The organism is Stenotrophomonas sp. STEN056, assembly GCF_056759635.1.
On the sequence record NZ_JBRRDL010000001.1, the window covers coordinates 197,700 to 218,624 of the forward strand.

At 64.5% G+C, this 20,925-nt stretch carries 16 protein-coding genes; 1 reads left to right on the forward strand and 15 read right to left on the reverse strand.

Going from position 1 to position 20,925, the window contains the following annotated elements:
• Nucleotides 1-172: 172 nt before the first annotated feature.
• The 10 genes from fabV to ACVOLO_RS01085 form a co-directional block, all read right to left on the reverse strand.
• On the reverse strand, nt 173-1,432 hold the full coding sequence (gene fabV / locus ACVOLO_RS01040) for an enoyl-ACP reductase FabV (RefSeq protein WP_481568411.1): 1,260 nt from the start codon (nt 1,430-1,432) through the stop codon (nt 173-175).
• Between the two features lie 208 nt (nt 1,433-1,640).
• Nucleotides 1,641-2,609: a protein translocase subunit SecF gene (secF, locus tag ACVOLO_RS01045; RefSeq protein WP_481568412.1), complete on the reverse strand. Its 969-nt coding sequence runs from the start codon at nt 2,607-2,609 to the stop codon at nt 1,641-1,643.
• Between the two features lie 16 nt (nt 2,610-2,625).
• Nucleotides 2,626-4,470 (reverse strand): protein translocase subunit SecD, encoded by a 1,845-nt coding sequence (secD, locus tag ACVOLO_RS01050; protein WP_481568413.1) that lies wholly within the window; start codon nt 4,468-4,470, stop codon nt 2,626-2,628.
• Between the two features lie 60 nt (nt 4,471-4,530).
• On the reverse strand, nt 4,531-4,857 hold the full coding sequence (gene yajC, locus ACVOLO_RS01055) for a preprotein translocase subunit YajC (protein WP_481568414.1): 327 nt from the start codon (nt 4,855-4,857) through the stop codon (nt 4,531-4,533).
• Between the two features lie 123 nt (nt 4,858-4,980).
• Nucleotides 4,981-6,120 (reverse strand): tRNA guanosine(34) transglycosylase Tgt, encoded by a 1,140-nt coding sequence (gene tgt, locus ACVOLO_RS01060; RefSeq protein WP_481568415.1) that lies wholly within the window; start codon nt 6,118-6,120, stop codon nt 4,981-4,983.
• Nucleotides 6,121-6,194: 74 nt separating this feature from the next.
• Nucleotides 6,195-7,190 carry an ABC transporter ATP-binding protein gene (locus ACVOLO_RS01065; protein WP_481568416.1) on the reverse strand — a complete coding sequence of 332 codons (996 nt, stop codon included), beginning with the start codon at nt 7,188-7,190 and terminating at the stop codon, nt 6,195-6,197.
• A complete protein-coding gene (locus ACVOLO_RS01070; protein ID WP_481568417.1) occupies nt 7,187-8,839 on the reverse strand; it encodes an ABC transporter permease in 1,653 nt (550 codons plus the stop codon). Before ACVOLO_RS01070 ends, ACVOLO_RS01065 begins: the two co-directional genes overlap by 4 nt.
• 75 nt (nt 8,840-8,914) lie before the next feature.
• On the reverse strand, nt 8,915-9,994 hold the full coding sequence (locus tag ACVOLO_RS01075) for a Fe(3+) ABC transporter substrate-binding protein (RefSeq protein WP_481568418.1): 1,080 nt from the start codon (nt 9,992-9,994) through the stop codon (nt 8,915-8,917).
• Between the two features lie 95 nt (nt 9,995-10,089).
• The gene (queA, locus tag ACVOLO_RS01080) at nt 10,090-11,151 is read right to left on the reverse strand and encodes a tRNA preQ1(34) S-adenosylmethionine ribosyltransferase-isomerase QueA (protein WP_481568419.1); all 1,062 of its coding nucleotides are present in this window, start codon (nt 11,149-11,151) and stop codon (nt 10,090-10,092) included.
• A 183-nt stretch (nt 11,152-11,334) separates the two neighbouring features.
• Complete coding sequence (locus ACVOLO_RS01085) at nt 11,335-11,766, reverse strand: Lrp/AsnC family transcriptional regulator (protein ID WP_481568420.1); 432 nt, start codon at nt 11,764-11,766, stop codon at nt 11,335-11,337.
• A gap of 116 nt (nt 11,767-11,882) precedes the next feature.
• Between ACVOLO_RS01085 and ACVOLO_RS01090 the strand changes: the two genes are divergently transcribed.
• On the forward strand, nt 11,883-13,379 hold the full coding sequence (locus tag ACVOLO_RS01090) for an aminotransferase class III-fold pyridoxal phosphate-dependent enzyme (RefSeq protein WP_481568421.1): 1,497 nt from the start codon (nt 11,883-11,885) through the stop codon (nt 13,377-13,379).
• A 219-nt stretch (nt 13,380-13,598) separates the two neighbouring features.
• Here the strand turns inward: ACVOLO_RS01090 and ACVOLO_RS01095 are convergent, their stop codons facing one another.
• The 5 genes from ACVOLO_RS01095 to ACVOLO_RS01115 form a co-directional block, all read right to left on the reverse strand.
• Entirely contained in the window at nt 13,599-15,011 is a 1,413-nt protein-coding gene (locus tag ACVOLO_RS01095) for an efflux transporter outer membrane subunit (protein WP_481568422.1), read from the reverse strand.
• Complete coding sequence (locus ACVOLO_RS01100; RefSeq protein ID WP_481568423.1) at nt 15,005-15,742, reverse strand: SDR family oxidoreductase; 738 nt, start codon at nt 15,740-15,742, stop codon at nt 15,005-15,007. The genes ACVOLO_RS01095 and ACVOLO_RS01100 overlap by 7 nt, the downstream gene beginning before the upstream one ends.
• Nucleotides 15,743-15,975: 233 nt before the next feature.
• Complete coding sequence (locus ACVOLO_RS01105; protein WP_481568424.1) at nt 15,976-19,146, reverse strand: efflux RND transporter permease subunit; 3,171 nt, start codon at nt 19,144-19,146, stop codon at nt 15,976-15,978.
• A 109-nt stretch (nt 19,147-19,255) separates the two neighbouring features.
• Nucleotides 19,256-20,464, reverse strand: a complete 1,209-nt coding sequence (locus tag ACVOLO_RS01110; RefSeq protein ID WP_481568425.1) for an efflux RND transporter periplasmic adaptor subunit — start codon at nt 20,462-20,464, stop codon at nt 19,256-19,258.
• A gap of 156 nt (nt 20,465-20,620) precedes the next feature.
• Nucleotides 20,621-20,848, reverse strand: coding sequence for a hypothetical protein (locus ACVOLO_RS01115; RefSeq protein ID WP_481568426.1), 228 nt, complete (start codon nt 20,846-20,848; stop codon nt 20,621-20,623).
• Nucleotides 20,849-20,925 lie beyond the last annotated feature (77 nt).

The window sequence follows — 20,925 nt, forward strand, 5'->3', positions numbered from 1 at the left end:
CCCCTCTCCCGTAAACGGGAGAGGGGCTAAAGCGAAGCGCTGTTGCATTTGAAGCCCCTCTCCCGTTTACGGGAGAGGGGTTGGGGTGAGGGCAAGCTTCTAAATCGCAAAACTTCAAAAACGAGAAGGCCGCGCAATGCGCGCCCTTCTCGTTTCCAGCAGAACCCGGGAATCAAACCTCGACGATCCCCGGGATCGCCACGTCCGGATTCACATCGGCGTCGTAATCCACGCCATCGATGCCAAACCCGAACAAGCGCAGGAAGTCGGCCTTGTAACCGGCCAGGTCGCTGATCTCGTACAGGTTCTCATTGGTGACCTGCGGCCACAGTTCCAGCACCTTGGCCTGCACTTCCGGCGCCATTTCCTTGTAGTCCGCACGCAGGCGACCTTCAGCGTCCACCAGTGCGACTTCACGACCCTTGCCATCCACCAGTTGCTGGCGGATGTGGTCGGCGGCATTGGCCCCGCCCTGCGCACCGTTGTACAGAATGTCGTACAGCGTATCGAGCTGTTCAATGCAGCCTTCGTGCGTGCCCTGCTCCTTCATCACCTTGAACAGCAGCGACAGATACAGCGGCATGGTCGGGATGGCCGAGCTGGCCTGGGTCACCACCGCCTTCAGCACGGACACGCGCGCGTCGCCGCCAATGCCCTGCAGCTTGCCGCGGATATCCAGCACCTTGTTGTCCAGGTCCTTCTTGGCCGCGCCAATGGAACCGTTCCAGTAGATGGCCTGGGTGATTTCCTCGCCGACATAGGTGAACGCGGTGGTCGTGGCGCCCGGCGCCAGCACGCCGGCTTCCAGCAACGCATCGATCCACATCTGCCAGTCTTCGCCGCCCATCACCTGCACGGTGCCGGCGATTTCCTCAGCGCTGGCCGGCTGCAGCGTGGTTTCGGTCAGCACTTCCTTGTCGGTATCCAGGCCACGCAGGGTGATCGGCGCGCCGATCGGCTTGAGCGTGGAGCTGATCACCTCGCCGGTCTTCGGGTGCTTGCGGCGCGGCGCGGCCAGGCTGTAGACCACCTGGTCCACCTGGCCCAGGTCGGCCTTGATGACCTCGATGACTTTCTGCTTCACCTCATCGGAGAATGCATCGCCATTGACGCTACGCGCATACAACCCGGCCTGGTGGGCGTACTTTTCGAACGCCGCCGAGTTGTACCAGCCCGCGGTGCCCGGCTTGCTCTCGCTACCCGGACGCTCGAAGAACACACCCAGCGTGGCAGCATCACTGCCGAATGCCGCCTTGATGCGCGCAGCCAGGCCATAACCTGTCGATGCGCCCAGCACCAGCACCTTTTTCGGGCCGTTGGCCAGCTTGGGCTGTGCCTTGATGTAGTCGATCTGTTCCTTGACCGCCGCATCGCAGCCGGTCGGATGGGTGGTGACGCAGATGAAGCCGCGCACACGCGGTTTGATGACCATGAGAACCTCAACTAGGTAAGCAGGAAAACAGCAACAACAAACGGTGCCAAAGGCACCGGCATGCGCTGAACCCGAAGGATCGTAGTGTGCGCCTGCATTGAACACAACCGACGCTACCGCATGGAATTTCTTTGCCACACAGGCGCCACCGGCAAAAAGAAAAGCCGCGCAGGGCGCGGCTTTTCTTCACAGCAGGACAGTGGAACCGTCAGGGACGACGGGCCAGCTCTTCCTCGTCGCGGGCCTTGGGCAGCAGATCCTGCTTGCTGACCTTGAACGGGCCAATGCTCAACATCGGCACCGCCACGATGATCGAGGAAATGACCACGATCACCGCACCCACCATGTGGGTTTCGGCCAGACCTTCCATCGACTCACCGCCGTACAGGTACAACGCCAGTGCCGACAGGAAGAACAGCACCGCGGTGATCACCGTACGTGACAACGTCTGGTTGATCGAACGGTTCAGCACTTCCAGCGACTCAACGCGCAGGCTGCGGAAGTTCTCACGCACGCGGTCGAACACCACGATGATGTCGTTGATGGCAAAACCCATCACCGACAACATGCCGGCCAGCACGGTCAGGTCGAACTCACGCCCCATCAGCGACATGTACGCCACGGTCAGGATCAGGTCGAAGAATGCGGTGATGCTGGCCACCATCGCGAACTTCCACTCGAAGCGGGCAGCGATGTAGATCAGGAAGCCGATCACCATGAACAACGTGGCATACACGCCGTTCATCGCCAGGTCCTTGCCCACCTGCGGGCCGACAAACTCGCCCGGCTGCACCGTGGCCACGTTGTCAGCCGCGGTCACGGCCACGCGCACTTCCTCGGCCACCTGCGCGGCGGCGTCGGCGGCGTTGTTGTGCTCACCGTCCGGCTGCAGACGGATCATCACGTCGTTGCCGCCACCCACGCTCTGCACCTGCGCATTCTCGAAGCCGGCCTTGGACAGGCGCTCGCGCACGTCGTCCGCGTCGATTGCCTTCTCGAAGTGGGTGCGCACCACGGTACCGCCGGTGAATTCCAGCGCGTAGTTGAAGCCCTTGAAACCAATGATCGCGAACGAAGCCAGCAGCAGGATCACCATCACCGCAAGCACCGGCTTGCGGTGACTCATGAAGTCGATGTTGGTGTCGTTCGGGACGATATGAAGTGGAAACAGTTTCATGTATTCGGTCTCTTCCTCAGATCGCCACGGACTGGAGCTTCTTGCGGCGACCGTAGATCAGCACCGCCAGGGCGCGCGACACGGTGATCGCAGTGAACATCGAGGCGAAAATACCGATGATCATGGTCAGGGCGAAGCCCTTCAGCGGGCCGGTACCGAACGCATACAGCGCCACGCCGACGATCAGGCCGGTGAGGTTGGCGTCCAGAATCGTGCCGGAGGCCTTCTCGTAACCGGCCGCAATGGCAGCCTTGGCCGGCATGCCCAACCGCAGTTCTTCACGGATACGCTCGTTGATCAGCACGTTGGCGTCCACCGACAGGCCCACCGACAACGCCAGGCCGGCGAAACCCGGCAGGGTCATGGTGGCGCCGAACAGCGACATCACCGCCACCACGATCAGCAAGTTGAACAGCAGTGCCACCGAGGTGATCGCGCCGAACATGCGGTAGTAGACAGTGAAGAACACCAGGGTGAACACGAATGAGAACACCACCGCTTTGACGCCGCGGTTCACGTTTTCCTTGCCCAGGCTCGGGCCGATCACGTATTCCTCGACGAAATCCATCGGCGCGGCCAGCGAGCCGGCACGCAGCAGCTTGGACAGATTTTCGGCTTCGGTCTTCTCCAGGCCCGTGGTCTGGAACTCCTTGCCGAACACGCCGTTGATGTTGGCCACCGAGATCACTTCTTCCTTGACCCGGAAGCTGCGCTCTTCCTTGCCGTTGACCACGGTCACCTGCGGGATGCGCTCGGTGTACACCACGGCCATCGGCTTGCCGACATTGCCGCTGGTGAAGTCGAACATGCGCTGGCCACCGGCACTATTCAGCTTGACACTGACCGCCGGCATGCCGTTCTGGTCAGTCGCCACACTGGCCGAAACCATCTGGTCGCCGGTGACGATGGTGCGCTTGTTCAACAGGATCGGGGCGCCGCTGCGGTCGCGGTACAACTTGGCTTCCGGCGGAATGCGGCCACTGGTGACGGCATCCTGCGCGTTGCCGTCCACTACTGCGCGGTATTCCAGGGTAGCGGTCGCACCGATCATGCGCTTGGCCTCAGCCGTGTCCTGCACGCCCGGCAGCTCGACCACGATGCGGTCTTCGCCCTGGCGCTGGATGATCGGCTCGGACACGCCCAGCTCGTTGACGCGGTTGCGCAGCGTGGTCAGGTTCTGCTCGATGGCGCCGGAGGCGATCTGGGCCATCTCCGTCTGCGGCACACCGATGGTGATGCGCTCGCCGCTGACCGAATACGTCAGGGTCGGCTGCGACTTGGCCAGCGCCACGCGCGCCTTGTCGGCGTCGGCGGCATTGCCCAGGGTCGCAACGATGTCGCTCTCACCACGGCGCTCCACCGAACGGTAGGCAACACGGTTGTCACGCAGGGTGGTGCGCACGTCTTCGGCGAACGCCTCGAAACGCTTGTCCATGGCGGCCTTCTGGTCCACCTGCATGCCGAAGTGCACGCCGCCCACCAGGTCCAGGCCCAGCACCATCGGCTTGCCGCCCAGCTTGGACAGCCAGTCCGGCACGGTCGAGGCCAGGTTCAAGGCCACGGTGTAGTTCTCACCCGTGGTCTCGCGCAGCACTTCGCTGGCCTTGGACTGCTCATCCAGCGACGACAGGCGGACGATGAGGTTGTTCTCGCCCTCCTCTTCCACCGACTTGGGCGTGACCCCCACCTCGGTCAGCGCGGTGGTGACGCGCTGCTTGAGCGCATCGTCAACCTGGCCACCACGGCCGGCGGTGATCTGAACCGACGGATCCTTCTGGTAGATGTTGGGCAGTGCGTAAAGCGTGCTGACCGCCAGGACGATCAGGATCAGGAAATACTTCCAGCGTGGAAATTCGAGCATTGCGGATTCCTGCGTGACGCCTTCCCCGGCGTCACGACATGACGGAAAGGAAACTCAGCCTCAGGCAGCGGACTTGAGCGTGCCCTTGGGCAGGACATTGCCGATGGAGCCCTTCTGCACGCGGATGCGGACGTTGTCGGCCACTTCCACGGTGACGAAGTTGTCGCCGATGTCGGTGACCACGCCAGCGATGCCGCCGGAGGTCAGCACTTCATCGCCCTTGCTGATCTTGTCCAGCATGGCCTTGTGTTCCTTCTGGCGCTTCATCTGCGGGCGGATCATCAGGAAGTACATCACCGCGATCAGGGCGATCGGCAGCAGGAAAGTGCCCATGCCCGGGGCCGGAGCGGCCTGTGCGACGGGGAGGAAGATAGCCATCGGATTCATCTTGTGTCCTTGGTGTTGGGCGGCGACCTGCCCGGCCGGGGGCCGGAGATCGCCACGAAACGTGGTCAGCCGTGAAGTATGCCACGCCCCCGGGACATCGTCCCGGGCGGCGTGAACGCGCCGCTACTCCCCCGACAACGCCGGGACGCTGGCGCCCCGGGCTGCGTAGAAAGACTCGCGGAAGGCCAGGAAGGTTCCCGCCTCGATGGCCGCGCGCATGTCGGCCATCAGTTTTTCGTAATAGAACAGGTTGTGCAGGGTGCCCAGCATCGGCGCCAGCATCTCGTTGCAGCGGTCCAGGTGGCGCAGGTAGGAGCGCGTATAGCCGCTGGTGCAGGCATGGCAGCCACAGCCCGGCTCGATGGGGTCCATGTCGCGCTCGTACTTGGCGTTGCGGATGCGGACCGTGCCGAACGAGGTGAAATAGTGCCCGTTGCGGGCATTGCGGGTGGGCATGACGCAATCGAACATGTCCACGCCCCGGGCCACGCCTTCGACCAGGTCCTCCGGCCGGCCGACGCCCATCAGGTAGCGCGGACGGTCAGCGGGCAGGATCGGGTGCATGTGGTCGAGCATGGCGTTGCGCTCGTGCTCGGGCTCGCCCACGGCCAGGCCGCCGATGGCGTAGCCGTCGAAACCGATCTGCTGCAGGCCCTCGGCCGAGCGGCTGCGCAGGTCGGTGTGCACGCCGCCCTGGACGATGCCGAACAGCGCCGCATCGTTGCCCAGCGCGTCGTGTGCGTTGCGGCTGCGCTGGGCCCAGCGCAGGCTCAGTTCCATCGAGGTGCGCGCCACCGGCTCGGTTGCCGGGTACGGGGTGCATTCGTCGAAGATCATGACGATGTCCGAATCCAGCGTCTTCTGGATCTTCATGCTCTCTTCCGGGCCCAGGAACACCCGGGCGCCGTCAGTGGGCGAAGCGAAGGTGACGCCTTCTTCGGTGATCTTTCGGCGATGCGCCAGGGAAAACACCTGGAAGCCGCCGGAATCGGTGAGGATGGGGCCATCCCAGCGGCAGAAGCCATGCAGGCCGCCGTGGTCGGCGATCACATCCAGGCCCGGCCGCAGATACAGGTGGAAGGTGTTGCCAAGGATGATCTCGGCGCCCAGCGCGCGGACCTGCTCGGGCAGGACGCCCTTCACTGAACCATAGGTGCCGACCGGCATGAACGCCGGGGTCTGCACCGTGCCCCGTGGAAACGACAACTGGCCGCGTCGGGCGCGACCATCGGTGGTCTGGAGCTTGAACTGCAATCTGGACATGGAAATCGATAGCTGACGAATGCGTGCAATTGTCGCGGATATGCGCCGCCGGGGCGAATCGCAGGCTGCCGCCGCTATTGGCCGAAGCGTACCGGCGCCGGATTGGCCCAGTGCAGGGCAATACCCTCCCCCACAGCAGGTGGCAGGCCGGCGAAATCCAACGCCAGGCGCTGACCACCCGGCAAACGGACCCAGCCGCTGTAGCCCGGGCCGCGGAACACCACCGATTCCAGTACGCCCTGCAGTTGGCCGCCCGGATCAGGCTGCAGGTCTTCCGGCCGCACCAGCACGCTTCCATCGCCCATCCCAAGCAAGGACGCCGGCAGCACCACGCCGCGACCGATGAAGCCGGCGACAAAGGCGTCCACCGGCGCTCCGTACAAATGCGGGGCTGCATCCCACTGCAGCAGCTGCCCAGCCTGCATCACGCCGATGCGGTCGGCCATGGCGAAGGCTTCGGACTGGTCATGGGTGACCATCAACACCGTGGTGCCGGTGGCCTTGAGCAGTTGCCGGAGTTCCTCGGCCAGGCGTTGGCGGGTCGTCACATCCAGGTTGGAGAACGGCTCATCGAGCAACAGCAGTTCAGGCATGGGCGCCAGCGCACGCGCCAGCGCCACCCGCTGCTGCTGGCCACCGGACAATTCATGCGGATAGCGGTTGCCCAGCCCTTCCAGGCCAACCTGCGACAACATCGCATCGATCCGCTGCTGCCGCTGCGCCCGCGCAAGCCCGCGCAGCCCGAAGCCGACATTGGCGGCGACATCCAGGTGCGGGAACAGCGCGTAATCCTGGAACATCATCCCGACCCGACGCTTCTCCGCTGGCACCGCGCCGCCGGGGCCATCCAGCTCGCGCCCACCCAGGACAATGCGCCCCTGCTGCAACGGCTCAAAACCGCTGATGGCGCGCAGCACCGTGGTCTTTCCGCAACCGGACGCCCCCAGCAGACAGCCGATTTCACCGCGTTCCAACTCCAGTGACAGCCCATCGACCACCGTTTTGAAGCCGCCCGCGCCGGCATAGCCGAGCTGCAGCGCCTGCAACTGCAACTGAGGTGAACCCGTCATGGCCGCGCTCCATGGGCTGCGCCTGCCCGTGCCAGCAGAATCACCGGCAGCAGGCCACTCAATACGATCAACAAAGCCGCCACCGCGCCTTCCTCATAGGTGCCCCGCGCCGCCTCGGCATACAGCCAGGTCGCCAGGGTTTCAAAATTCATGGGCCGCAGCACCAGCGTGGCCGGCAGCTCCTTCATGGTGTCCACGAACACCAGCAGCGCTGCGGCCGCAAGCGCTGGCCGCAACAATGGCAGGTGGACACGGCGCAGCATGCCGCCAGCGCTCTCGCCGAGGTTGGCCGCCGCCTGGTCCAGCGATTGCGGCACGCGGGCCAGGCCCGCCTCGATGCCACCCACCGATATGGCCAAAAACCGCAAGGTGTAGGCCACCACCAGCGCGGTTGCCGTGCCCATCAGCAGCATCTGCGCGCGCCCACCATCAATGGCGAAACGCAGCTCGGCGAACGCCGCATCCAGCGCGCCCATCGGCACCAGCAGGCCGATCGCCAACACCGTGCCGGGAATGGCATACCCCAGTGAGGCGACACGGCTGCAGGCCGCCGCCAGCCGCCCGCCACGCCGCACCTGCGCAAGCCGCAGCGCCCAGGCCACGACCAGGCCCACCGCCATCACCACGGCGGTTGCCGCCAGGGCAATGCCGATGGTGTTCTGCAAGGCGCCCCACAACTGCGGCGAGACACCTGCAATGCGCACACGCTGCACGGCTTCCCACGCCAGATACGCCGCAGGCACCACAAAGCCCACCATCACCGGCAAGGCGCCCAGTGCGAAGGCGAACACAGCCTTGGTTCCGCGCAATCGCTGCGGCTGCATCGGCCGTGGCCGCAAGGTGCTGGCATAGCGTTGACGACGCCGACCGTGCTTTTCCAGCATCAGCAGCGCCGCCACCAGCAACAGCATCGCCAAGGCGATCTGCGCCGCGCCCGGCAGGTCACCGCGGCTGACCCAGGTGGTGTAGATGGAGACAGTCAGCGTCTGCACGCCAAGGAACTCGGACGCACCGATATCGTTGAGTGCCTCCAGCAGTGCCAAGGCCACGCCCACGGCGATGGCCGGACGCGCGAGCGGCAGAGCCACCCGCCGGAACAGCTGCGCCCGTGTCGCGCCCAGCGTCCGTGCCGCTTCCAGCAGACCTGCAGCCTGGGTCATGAACAGGGCGCGGGTTGTCAGATAGACGTACGGATACAGAACGAACCCGAGCAGGACGATGCAACCGGCCAGGTGCCGGATGTCGGGCAGACGGAATTCACGCGGGCTGCTGTAGCCCAGCAGATCGCGGATGAGCCCCTGCACCGGCCCCAGCGGATGCAGCACGTCCAGGTAGGCGTAGGCGGCGATATAGGTTGGCACCGCCAGCGGCAGCAACAATGCCCAGCTCAACAACCGCTGGCCCGGGAAACGGTAGGCAGTGACCAGCCAGGCACTGCCCGTGCCCAGCACGGTGACCAGGGCGCCAACCCCCAGCAGCAGCACCACGGTATTGCGCAAGGCCACCGGCAACACGTTCGCCCACAGGTGCCCCCACAAGCCCGCACTGCCCTGCAGCGCCGCCAATGCAAGCGCGACCACCGGCGCCAGCATGACCATTGCCGCCAGCACCGCGGTGGCCAGCCAGGGATTCCATCGACGCATCATCATCACGTGCATATTCCAGAAAAAACGATGCCGGCGCCCCTTGCGAGGGCACCGGCTGATCGTATTTCCGGGCAACCCTTAGTTGTCGAAACCAACCTTGTCCACCAGCTCGCTGGCCAGCTTGCGGTTGGCCACCACCTCGGTCAGCGGCAGCGAGTCGATATTCATCGTGCCGAAGCTGGCCACCACCGGGTCCAGCTCGACGCCAGCCTTGACCGGATATTCGTAGTTGGCACGCGCGTACAGGCTCTGCGAACCATCGCTGACCAGGTATTCGAGCAGCTTGACGGCGTTGTCGCGGTTGGGCGCATGCTTGGCCACGGCTGCACCGGAAATGTTCACGTGGGTGCCACCGTTGGCGCCGGCAAACACCGGGCGCACCACCTGGATGGCTTCACCCCAGGCGCGCTGCTCGGAACCTTCCTCGGCGTTCTTCATGCGGCCCACGTAGTAGGCATTGGCGATGCCGATGTCGCAGATGCCGGCAAGGATGTCGCGGGCGACATCACGGTCGCCACCGGCGGCCTTGCGCGCCAGGTTGTCCTTCACGCCGCGCAACCAGGCTTCGGTCTTCTCGGCACCGTCATGGGCGATCATCGCGGCGAACAGGCTGGTGTTGTACGGGTGCTGGCCCGAGCGGATGCACACCCGGCCCTTCCACTTCGGGTCGGCCAGGTCCTGATAGGTGAAGCCGTCCAGCTTCAGGTCCTTGTCCGCGTACAGCACGCGATCACGCAGCGACAGCGCAAACCACTGGCCGTCCGCGCCACGCAGGTTGGCCGGGATGGCGGCATTGAGCACGTCCGAGGCCACCACCTGGGTATGGCCGGCTTCCACCACGTCCAGCAGGCGGCCGGTATCCACGGTCATCAGCACGTCGGCGGCAGAGCGCTCACCTTCGGCAGCCAGACGCTCGGTCAGGCCGTCCTTGAGCAGCACGGTGTTGACCTTGATGCCGGTGTCGGCGGTGAAGGCATCCAGCAGTGGCTGGATCAGCCCCGGCTCGCGCGTGGTGTAAAGGTTGACCTCGCCTGCCGCGGCAACCGCAGGCTTGTCGCCCGCCGCCGCAGGCGCGGTTTCGGTCTTGGCGCAGGCGCCCAGAAGAAGGAGGGAACACAGGGCAGCCAGATGGCCGGCGGCGCGCTTCGGATGACGCATTTGATTCTCCAGAAGTGGTCGTCGGAACCGGCCATCATGGCCGGCAACGGTTACAAATGAGAACTTATCTCATTTTCATCGCCACGCCCACTGCGTCAAACTGCCGCACCCTGCTGCGCGGGGAACAGCAACATCGCATCGCCATAACTGAAGAAGCGGTACTGCTGCGCGATGGCATGCGCATAGGCCTCGAACACCCGCTCCTTGCCGGCAAATGCGCTGATCATCATCAGCAGCGTGCTTTCCGGCAGATGGAAGTTGGTGACCATCGCATCGACGCTGCGGATGCGGTAACCCGGGGTGATGAAGATCTGGGTTTCACCCGAATACGGAAGCAGCTCGCCCTCAGGCATCGCATCGCTCCTGCGCCAGGCACTCTCCAGTGCACGCACCACGGTGGTACCCACACCAATCACGCGGCCGCCGGCGGCGCGGGTGCGGCGCACTTTGTCGACCAGCTCGGCGCCGACGTTGAGCCATTCGCGGTGCATGACGTGATGACTGAGGTCATCCACGCGCACCGGCTGGAAGGTGCCCGCGCCCACATGCAAGGTGACATGGCCGAACTCGACACCGCGCTCACGCAGTTGCGCCAACAGGGCTTCATCGAAATGCAGGCCCGCGGTCGGCGCCGCTACCGCGCCCACCTGCTTGGCGAACACGGTCTGGTAACGCTCGCGGTCATCGGCGCCAGGCTCGCGGTGGATGTACGGCGGCAACGGCAGGCGGCCTTCGTGCACCAGCCAGGATTCCAGCGGCTCGGGGATCTCAAAGCGCAGCACATAGAACTCGCCATCGCGCCCCAGCACCTCGGCCTCGCCGTCGGCATCGAGCTGGATGCGGCTACCCGGCTTGGGCGACTTGCTGGCGCCGATCTGCGCCCGCGCCTGTTGCCCGCCGAGCAGGCGCTCGATCAGGATCTCGACACGCCCACCCGTGGCCTTCTGCCCGAACAGGCGCGCCGGAATCACCCGCGTGTCATTAAAAATAAGCAGGTCGCCGGGCTGCAGCAGCTGCGGCAAGTCGCGCACATGGCGATCATCGAACGCACCCGGCACCGGCGGCACCAGCAGCAGACGGCTGGCCGAACGCTCGGCCAGGGGGGCCTGGGCGATCAACGCCTCGGGCAGGTCGTAGTGGAAATCGGACTTCTTCAAGGCCGGAACGTCTTGCGGGGGAGCCGGCTATTGTAGCTCTCGGGGACAGGAGGACTGTTTTTTTGCCCTTGTTCTTGCTCCTGCCCTGCCTCTGCCCTTTATTGCCGTCATTCGCGCCTTCGCGGGAATGACGGCTTATAAAGCAACGCCAAAACAGCGCCAATCCATGGCTCCCCGACCCTCTCAGCGTTCGAATTTGGTCGAAAGAATGATCGCGCTGGTGGTCCGCTCCACACCGTCCACCGCACCGATGGCATCGGTGACGACGTCCATCTCGCCCACGCCTCCCACCACCACCATCGCAATCAGGTCGTGATTGCCGCTGACCGAATGCAGCGAGCGCACCTCGGCAATGTCCCGCAGCGCCTTGACCACGGCCGGCATCTTCTTGGGCAGCACGGTAATCAGGACGTGCGCGCGCACCTGCCCCTGTTCGTAGTCCTCGTGGGTGCGCACCGTATAACCGGCGATCACCCCCTGCTGTTCCATGCGGTCGATGCGGCTCTGCACGGTGGTACGCGACAGGCCCAGCCGCCGGGCAATCTGCGCAGTAGAGGCACGCGCGTCCTCGCGCAGGACCGAAAGCAAGCGCTCATCTGCAGCCGAAATCTTCACATTGCACACCCGAATCGTCGATTCGACGAAATTAACCGAAAAAACGTCGAGATCACAGCTGCCATATGTCCAGAATCTCCAGATAATGGCTATACAAGACTTTTCTGGAGATGAGCATGACCGTACTCGGCCCCCTCGCCCCGCTTCGCGCGCACGCCGGCACCCGCCTTACCCAGGGTCTGGACGATGCCAGCGTCGAGCGCCTGGCCATCGCCCATCCCGACCTGGCCCGCGCCATCGAAGCGGCCGGCAAGGAATACGCCCGCGTCAAGGCGGAAATCGCCGATCTGCTGGAGCTGGATGAAAAGGACCAGATCGCCGCCATGCAGGCCGGCTTCGTCAACTTCTACGCCGACGACGCCGTGGTGCCCTACATCGCCCTGGCCGCCTCCGGCCCGTGGGTGGTCTCGCTCAAGGGCGCGGTGCTGTACGACGCCGGCGGCTACGGCATGCTCGGTTTCGGCCACACGCCCGCCGACGTGATGGCCGCTGCAGCCAAGCCGCAGGTGATGGCCAACATCATGACCCCAAGCCTGGCCCAGCGCCGTTTCACCCGCGCCCTGCAGCAGGAAATCGGCCACACCCGTGGCGGCTGTCCGTTCTCGCATTTCATGTGTTTGAACTCCGGCTCCGAAGCCGTTGGCCTGGCCGCACGCATCGCCGACATCAACGCCAAGCTGCAGACCGACCCGGGCGCGCGCCATGCCGGCGCCACCATCAAGCGCGTGGTGATCAAGGGCAGCTTCCACGGCCGCACCGATCGCCCGGCGCTGTACTCCGATTCCAGCCGCAAGACCTATGACCAGCACCTGGCCAGCTACCGCGGCGAAAACAGCGTCATCACCATCGCCCCGTATGACGAGGCTGCACTGCGCAAGGTATTTGCCGACGCCGAAGCCAACAACTGGTTTGTTGAAGCGGTGTTCCTGGAGCCGGTGATGGGCGAAGGCGACCCGGGCCGCGCGGTGCCCGCCAGCTTCTACAAGCTGGCACGCGAACTGACCCGCGAGCACGGCAGCCTGCTGCTGATCGACTCCATCCAGGCCGCGCTGCGCGCGCACGGCACGCTGTCGTTCGTCGATTACCCCGGCTACGAAACGCTCGACCCGCCGGACATGGAAACCTATTCCAAGGCACTGAACGGCGCGCAGTTCCCGCTCTCCGTGTTGGCGGTGACCGAGCATGCCGCTGGCCTGTATCGCAAGGGTGTGTACGGCAACACCATGACCACCAACCCGCGAGCGCTGGACGTGGCCTGCGCCACCCTCGCCCGCCTGTCGCCGCAGGTGCGCGAGAACATCCGCCTGCGTGGCGAACAGTCGGTGCAGAAGCTGGAAGCCTTGAAAGCCAAGCTCGGCGGGCTGATCACCAAGGTGCAGGGCACCGGCCTGCTGTTCTCCTGCGAACTTGCGCCGCAGTTCAAGTGCTATGGCGCCGGTTCCACCGAGGAATGGCTGCGCATGCACGGTGTCAACGTCATCCACGGTGGCGAGAACTCGCTGCGTTTCACCCCGCATTTCGACATGGATGAAGAAGAACTCGATCTGCTGGTGGAGATGGTGGGCCGCGCGCTGGTTGAAGGCCCGCGCCGTGAGCAGGCCAACGCGGCCTGAGCTGCGGTAGCCAGCGCTGAATGAGAAGAGGCGGCCATTGGCCGCCTCTTTTTGTTGGGGTCGCTCTCCCCCCTCTCCCCAACCCCTCTCCCGCGGGGGGAGAGGGGCTTTACAGCTGCAGTTGCCGATATTGCTTCAGCTCGCATGACATAGAGCCCCTCTCCCCTCGCGGGAGAGGGGTTGGGGAGAGGGGGAAAGCAACCGCCATCGCACATCGACTTAATGCAGCGCCACACTCTCCACCGGCACCACACCACCACCCAGCGCCTTGTACACCGCCACCACATTGACGTTCACCGTTGCTTCGGCCGACGCCAATGCATCATCCGCCGCCAGTTGGTTGCGCTGCGCATCCAGCAAGGCGAGGAAATCCTCCGAGCCTTCGCGGTAACGGATCTGCGCCAGGCTTGCCGCGCGACGCGCTGCCTGTGCCTGCTCGGCAATGATTGCCAGACGCGCCTGCTCCTTGGCGTAACGCACCAGGGCGTTCTCGGTGTCCTCCAATGCCAGCAGCACCGCCTTTTCGTACTCAGCCGCGGCACCGTCAGCCTGCGCCTTGCTGGCACGCAAGCGTGCGCGCACCGTACCGAAGTCGAACGCGGCCCAGCTGATCGACGGGGTCAGTGACCAGGCCTTGTTGTTGCCGTTCACCAGGCCATTGGCATCACCGCCGAGGAAGCCGACAAAACCACTCAGGCTGATGCGCGGAAACAGATCCGCCGTCGCCACACCCACGCGTGCCGTTGCCGCCGCCAGGCGGCGCTCGGCCACGCGTACATCGGCGCGTTGACGCAGCAGATCGGTGGTATCGCCCAGCGGCAATGCCTTGGCGAAGGCCGGCACTTCGCGCGGCTCCAACAAGCTGTTCAATGCATCCGGGCGTTGCCCCAGCAGCACCGCGAGCCGATGCCGCGATTGCACCTGCGCCACTTCCAGCAACGGGATATCAGCTTCAATTGCCTTCAAGCGTGCGCGGCTGCTCTGCACGTCCAGCTCGCTGCCTGCACCCAGCTCCCACCGTGTTTCAGTGAGCTTCTGGGTTTCGTGCAGGTTGAGCAATGTCTGCTTTGCCACAGCGATACGCTTCTGCGTGCCACGCAGTTCAAAGTAGTTGCGGGCCACTTCGGCCGCGACCGTGACCTGTGCATCGACCAGGTTGTCGCGCTCGGCGCCGAGATCGGCGCGTGCCGCTTCAGCGGCGCGGCGTTGCCGGCCAAACAAGTCCAGCTCCCAACCGGCATCAAAACCGAGCTGGTAGCTTTCGCTGTAGATGCGCTCGCCGCCCCAGCCTGGATCGGGCTGCTTGCGGCGGTCCTGGCTGCCACCGGCGGTCACGTGCGGCGCCTGGTCCAGGCGCTGCTCGGTGAAGACCGCACGTGCGGCACGCACCCGCGCCATCGCAATGCGCAGATCAAGGTTTTCCGCCAACGCACCGTGCACCAGCTGTGCCAACACCGGGTCGTCAAACTGCGACCACCAATTGGCCACCGGCGAGACCGTACTGAAAGCGGGATCAACACTGCCCTGCAACTGCACCGCCTGCGCTGGCGGTGCCTTGTAATTGGGGCCGACACTGACGCAGCCGGCCAGCAACGCGCTGGCGACGGCGGCGGTTAACACGCGCATCACCATGGCAGCACCTCGCCCAGATAGGTGAAGCTGCCAGTCGGGCCATCGTTGCCGATCAACGCCATCTGCACGCTGGAACGCGCGCCATCGGCGATCTCGATCTCACCTTCGCCACCGTTCATGTCGGTTTTGACGTAGCCCGGATGCACGGTGTTGACCTTGATCGGCGAGTTGCGCAGCTCGTAGGCCAGGCTCAGTGTCCAGTTGTTCACTGCCGCCTTGGACGCGTTGTAAGCCGGGATCTTGAAATCCCAGATGTCGGAGGCCGGGTCGGCATGCAGTGTCTGCGAGCCCAGCACGCTGGACACATTGACGATGCGGCCGGCGCTGGACTTCTGCAGCAGCGGCAGGAAGGCCTGGGTCACCGCCACCAGCGCATACACATTGGTGTCGAAGGTGCGGTGCCAGGCTTCCAGCGGTTGCGCGGATGGCGCCACGGCGGGGTCTTCCAGCAGCACGCCGGCGTTGTTGACCAGGATGTCGAGGCGGCCGTGTCGTTCGGCCACCTGCTCCACCGCAACGGCGATGCTGTCGGCATCGGTGACATCCAGTTGCAGTGCTTCCACCGGCAGGCCTTCTGCCTGCAGCTTCAGTGCCAGCTCCACCGCTGTTTCACGTTTGCGGCCCGCCAGCAAGGTATGCACACCGGCCTGCGCCAACTGGCGCACCGTTTCGGTGCCGATACCACGGGTGGCGCCGGTGACCAGCGCGATCTTGTCGTTGTGAGTGTTCATTGATTTCTTCTCATGGGGGATTTGATTGGGACGACTGCAGAGGGCTTTCAGATTGTCATTCCCGCCTTTGCAGGAATGACGGATTGAGGGCAAGAGCGCCCTCACCCCTACCCCTCTCCCGTAAACGGGAGAGGGGATTGTTAGCCCAGCATTCTCGCGAGGGGTTGTTAGCCCCTCATTTCCGCGAGGGGATCGTCATTCCCGCACCAGCGTGAATGACGATGCGCCAGCTGTCAGTGATAAATGGTCGGCTCGCCGTGCTGCACCAGCTTGCCGCCGCCATTGCGGGAGACGAACTTGCGCAGTGCGACGTAGAACACCGGGGTCAGGAACAGGCCGAACAGCGTCACGCCCAACATGCCGGCAAACACCGTGATGCCGGTTACCGAGCGCACTTCAGCGCCTGCACCATGCGACAGCACCAGCGGAATCGTGCCGGCGATGAAGGCGATGGAGGTCATCACGATCGGACGCAGACGCAGGCGGCAGGCTTCCAGCGCGGCTTCAACGATGCCCTTGCCGCCCATCTCCAACTCGCGGGCGAACTCGACGATCAGGATCGCGTTCTTACATGCCAGGCCCATCAACACCACCAGGCCCACCTGCACGAACACGTTGTTGTCGCCGCCGGTCAACCACACGCCGAACAGGGCCGACAGCAGGGTCATTGGCACGATCAGGATCACCGCCAGCGGCAGCGACCAGCTTTCGTACAGCGCCGCCAGCACCAGGAACGCCAGCAGGATCGCCACCGGGAACACGATGAACGCCGCCTTGCCCTGCGTGGCCTGCTGGTAGCTCAGGTCGGTCCACTCGGTGACCATGCCGGCCGGCAACACCTTGCCTGCGATCTCGGTCAGCTTGTTCATCGCCTCGGCCGAGGACAGCATGCGCGGGTCGGCTTCACCGGCCAGATCAGCGGCCGGGTAGCCGTTGAAACGCAGCACCGGGTCGGGGCCGTAGGTTTCCTTGACCGTCACCATGGAACCAATCGGCACCATCTCGCCGCGATCATTGCGGGTACGCAGCTTGCCGATGTCTTCCACGCTGTCGCGGAACTGGCCGTCGGCCTGTGCGATCACCTGCCAGGTACGACCAAACTGGTTGAAGTCGTTGACGTAGGCCGAACCCAGATAGGTCTGCAGCGTGTCGAACAACTCGGTCAGCTGCACGCCCTGCGCCTTGGCCTTGACGCGATCCACTTCCGCATCCAGCTGCGGCACGTTGGCCTGGTAGCTGGTGATCGGATACGCCATGCCCGGTGTCTGCGCCACCGCACCCTGCATCGACTGCACCGCATTCTGCAACGCGCCGTAGCCAAGGTTGCCACGGTCCTCGATGAACATCTGGTAGCCGTTGCCGTTACCCAGTCCAAGGATCGGCGGCGGCATCATTGCGAACGCAAAGCCCTCTTTCAAACCAGCGATTTTCTGGTTGATCTCGGCGTTGATCTGCGCGGCGGTGCGGCCCTTGCGCTCACTGAACGGCTTGAGCGGGATGAAGGCCACGCCGGTGTTGGGCGTGTTGGTGAACTGCAGCGCATTCAAGCCGGGGAAGGAAATAGTGTGCGCGACGCCATCGGTTTCCTGGGCAATCTTGGCCACCTTGCGCAGCATTTCATCGGTGCGTGCAATGGACGAACCTTCCGGCAGCTTCACGCCCGCAATCAGGTACAGCTTGTCCTGGGTGGGAATGAAGCCCGGCGGGACCAGCTTGAAGATCACGCCGGTGCCCAGCAGCAACACCGCATACACCAGGAACACCGCGCCGCGACGGCCGAGAATCTTCGACACTCCGCGCTCGTACTTCTCCGAGCTGGATTTGAAGAAACGGTTGAACGGGCGGAATACCCAGCCGAACAGACGGTCGATCAAGCGCGTCGGGCCATCCTTCGGCGCGCCGTGTGGCTTGAGCAAACGCGCGGCCAGCGCCGGCGACAGGGTCAGCGAGTTGATTGCCGAAATCACCGTGGAAATGGCAATGGTCACCGCGAACTGCTTGTAGAACTGGCCGGTGACGCCGGACAGGAACGCCATCGGCACGAACACCGCACACAGCACCAGCGCGATGGCGATGATCGGCCCGGACACTTCCTTCATCGCCTGGTGCGCCGCAGCCGTCGGCGACAGACCTTCCTCGATGTTTCGTTCGACGTTTTCCACCACCACGATGGCGTCATCGACCACGATGCCGATGGCCAGCACCAGGCCGAACAGGCTCAACGTGTTGATCGAGAAGCCCAGCAGGTACAGCGCGGCGAAGGTACCGACGATGGACACCGGCACGGCGATCAAGGGGATGATCGAGGCGCGCCAGGTCTGCAGGAACAGAATCACCACCAGCACCACCAGCGCGATGGCTTCCAGCAGCGTGGTGACCACGGCCTTGATCGAATCACGCACAAAGATGGTGGTGTCGTACACCGCCTCGTACTTCACGTCGGCCGGGAAGCGCTTCTGCATCTCGTCCATGGTGCCGATCACCGCATCGCGGATTTCCAGCGCGTTGGCGCCGGGGGCCTGGAAGATACCGATGCCGACCGCGTTCTTTCCGTCCAGCTGCGAACGCAGGGTGTAGTCGCCGGCGCCCAGTTCAACGCGGGCCACATCCGACAGCCGCACCACTTCACCATCGGCACCGCTCTTGAGCACGATGTCGCCGAACTCCTGCTCGCTGCGCAGGCGGCCCTGGGCGTTGATCAGGGTCAGGAACTGGCTGTTGGGCATGGGCTCGGCGCCAAGCTGGCCAGCCGACACCTGTACGTTCTGCTCGCGCATGGCGCGCACCACATCGCTGGCGGTCAGCCCGCGCGAGGCCACGCGGTCCGGATCCAGCCACGCACGCATGGCGTAGTCACCGCCACCGAAGATCTGTGCATCGCCCACGCCCTGGATGCGCGCCAGCGCGTCCTTGACGTGCAGGCGTGCGTAGTTGCGCAGGTAGAGCGTGTCGTACTTGCCATTGGGCGAGGTCAGGTGCACCACCATCAGGAAGGTGGGCGACTGCTTCTGCGTGGTCACGCCCTGGCGACGTACATCCTCGGGCAGGCGCGCCTGCGCCTGGGCGACGCGGTTCTGCACTTTCACCGCCGCTTCGTCCGGGTCAATGCCCGGGCGGAAGGTGATGGTCATCTGCAGCACGCCGTCGGAGCCGGCCACCGACTTGAGGTACATCATGCCCTCGACGCCATTGATGGCCTCTTCCAGCGGCGTGGCCACGGTCTCGGCGATGACCTTGGGGTTGGCGCCCGGATACACCGTGCGCACCACCACCGACGGCGGCACCACTTCCGGGTACTCACCGATGGGCAGGATCGGGATGCTGATCAGGCCAGCGGCGAAGATCACAATCGACAACACCGCCGCGAAGATCGGCCTGTCGATGAAGAAACGGGAAAAATCCATGTGAGGAAATCCTTGAGAAGGCCGGCGTCGGCATGCAGCCACCCTGCCCTCGGCCGTTTGGACGAAGACGCGTGACCGGCCTGGCGCCGGCATCAAAACAAACCGTGGATCAGTTCAGCGATGCGGTTTTGCCGGCGGCAACCGGCAAGGGCTGCATCGCCACCGGCTTGGCCTGCACCGGCATGCCGGGCATGAAGACCTTCTGCACGCCATCGATGATCACCTTGTCACCCGCAGCCAGGCCCTGTTCGACAATGCGCAGGCCCTCGGCATTGCGACCCAGCGCCACATCACGCCGCTGTGCCTTGCCGTCCTTGTCCACCACGTACACATACTTGCGGTCCTGGTCGGTGAGCACGGCCTTTTCGTCGATCAACATGGCCTGGAACTCACCGCTGCCCAGCAACCGCACGCGTGCGAACAGGCCCGGGGTGAACTGGCGCTCACGGTTGTCCAGCAGGGCACGCACGCCGATGGTGCCGGTGCTGCGCGCGACCTGGTTGTCGAGGAAATCGACCTTGCCTTCATGCGGGAAACCTTCTTCGCCGCTGAGGCCCACCTGCACCGGCAATGCCTGGTCGCGCTCGCTCGGGCGCTCGCCTTCGCGTGCCATCTGCGCGTAACGCAGGAAGGTGGATTCGTCGGCATCGAAGTACACGTGCACCGTATCCAGCGACACCAGCGTGGTCAGCACGCTGGCCGCGTCACCGGCGGTAACCAGGTTGCCGGCGGTGACCATCGCGCGCCCGGCACGGCCATCAATCGGTGCACGCACCTTGGTGAACTCCAGGTTCAAGCGCGCTGCGTCCAATGCGGCCTGGGCGGCCATCACCTGCGCACCGGCCTGGTCGGCAGCAGCCCGGCGCTGTTCGGCCGTTTCCGCGGCAATGGCCTGTTGTTCGGCAAGACGACGCGCGCGTTCGGATTCACTGCGTGCCAAGCCCGCCTGTGTGCGTGCGCGTGCCAGTTCGGCCTGCGCGCGGTTGAACTCGGCCTGGTAGCTGCGGGCGTCGATGGTGAACAGCACATCGCCCTTCTTTACTTCCTGGCCTTCGACGTAATTGACCTTGTCGATATAGCCGGACACGCGCGGGCGCAGCTCAACACTCTGCACCGCTTCGACGCGGCCGCTGAACTCGTCCCATTGGCTGACCTGCTTGATCAGCACAGGCGCAGCGCTGACCTCGGGGGCCGGCGGCATGCCGGCTTCTTCGGCATGGCCGCCACTGCAGGCGGCCAGAACCGCAACAGCGAGCGCGGACAGGGCAAAGCCGGCAAGACGCCGGGTGATGCGGGAGGGGAAGGAGATACCGTTCATGTCATGCATCCTGGAGAGCGGGGGAAAACAACAAGGCGAATCGGGTGGACGTGCGGGCACATGCGTCAAAACCCGGAGGCGTTTCTGCGCGGCAGCGCGCAGGTGCGGCCGAAATGGCGGCGATGGGCCACCGAATAGCGAGGCGAAGTGTCCCGCTCACGGAAATTTTTCTCCCACTGGTGGGACAAAGACGGGCAACCAGCGCACCCTGGCCTTCCGCTCCACACCATCAACGACAGACAAATCCGTCACATCGGGGCCACTGAAGCGCCCTTCAAAGTCCAATGGATTCAGCTTGTTGGCAAAAAAACGGTAACGGGAATTACCGGAGAGCGCCGGGACACGGCGGGTCTGTCGAAATTGTGGGAGGTAGCGCAGGCGCATGGCTGCAGATCCGGACTTGGCGGAGGAGGGAACAGTAATCCTCTAATCCAGACTTGATTAGTACGAATTGAAGGGAA